Annotated in this window: 1 protein-coding gene; it reads left to right on the forward strand. The window is 38.4% G+C overall.

Going from position 1 to position 1,353, the window contains the following annotated elements; genetic code table 11:
- Positions 1-1,353 (forward strand): S8 family serine peptidase (locus AC30RD_RS09385; protein ID WP_489494279.1); only part of this gene is annotated, 1,353 nt, incomplete at both ends.

The following is a 1,353-nucleotide window of genomic DNA, read 5'->3' on the forward strand; positions in this document are numbered from 1 at the left end:
TTCGACCAAACATGATGAGGTAGTCGAAGTAGGCGATATTGGTATTTCTGGCGATGTTGATATCCATAAAATTCCTGTTATTGCGGGCAATTCTTACTTTGTTGAGGTGATGAGTGTGTCTGATGGTATTACTGCACCACTTAAAGAGGCTGATATAAGCTTTCAAGGTGTGGATATAATATTTTCAAAGCCAAGCAATAATTCGGTTTCTAGCATGCCTTCGGCTATCTTTGAAGCCAATGAAGATGGCTTTGTATTGGTCAATATTAGCTCAAGATTTGATATTGATTCTGGTCAGTATGCTTTTAGAGTAATTGATCTTGGTGTAGATGGTGGTGATGATTCGGTTGACCAAATTTCTGATTATATTTCAGATCCAAATAGCAGTATGTCTATGGGCGAGAGTCGATATGGAACGCTGGAAAATACAGATGATGTTGATATTATTGCTGTTGATTTAGAAGCTGGACAGCCAACTACTATTGAGGTTAGCTCACAAGGCTCATTAACTACTACACACGTTTATTTGCTCAACAGCTCTGGGAAAGTAGTGGCCACTGCTGAATCTGATTATGATTTAGTGGCGCAAATAAATACACAAGTTAATCGTACAGATACATATTTTATTCAAGTGAATAACGCAGATGTTGAAGGCAACAAAGGCGATTATTTGATTAGTGTTATCGATCCAATAATTGATAGTAATAGCGACTGGACCTCATCCTCCTCTTTTGCATTGGAGCAAGGTACAGCAACAGACCAATGGTATAAAAATGCAGACGCATTAAATATTGAATTATTAAATGAAGAGTTCACTGGTTCTGGCGTCACGATTAGTGTGGTTGACACAGGTGTAGATTACAACCATACAGCTTTTAGTGATCCTAGTTTTACTAACAACTCTGGTTTAAACGCTTGGGCAAAATATGAAAATGATTTTAACCTAGCGACGTATAATGAAAATACTGGCCAGTATGACGTATGGAATCTGGCAGATATTGCAGCATCACAGATTAATTCCATTTATCACGGAACCAGAGTGTCTGGAATTATTGCAGGCTCCGATACTGATTTTTTAGGTTTGTCACCAGGGGTTGAGATTCAATCATTATATAGAGGTGCAACAGGTGAGACAATCAGAACAGCGAACGCTCTCGATCCTAACAATTATGTAACTGATGGTAGTGTTGACTGGACAAACCCAGCATTGGTCGATATTTCAAATAATTCTTGGAATTATGTTACACCATTTTCTGATAACTTTTTAGATTCAGAGGGAACAACAACTAGAGCGTTAGGAGATGCAATTGAAGCAGCAGTTAAAAGGTCAAAAGAGCTTGGAGAGGGGCAATC

Source organism: Nitrosophilus sp., from assembly GCF_982775275.1.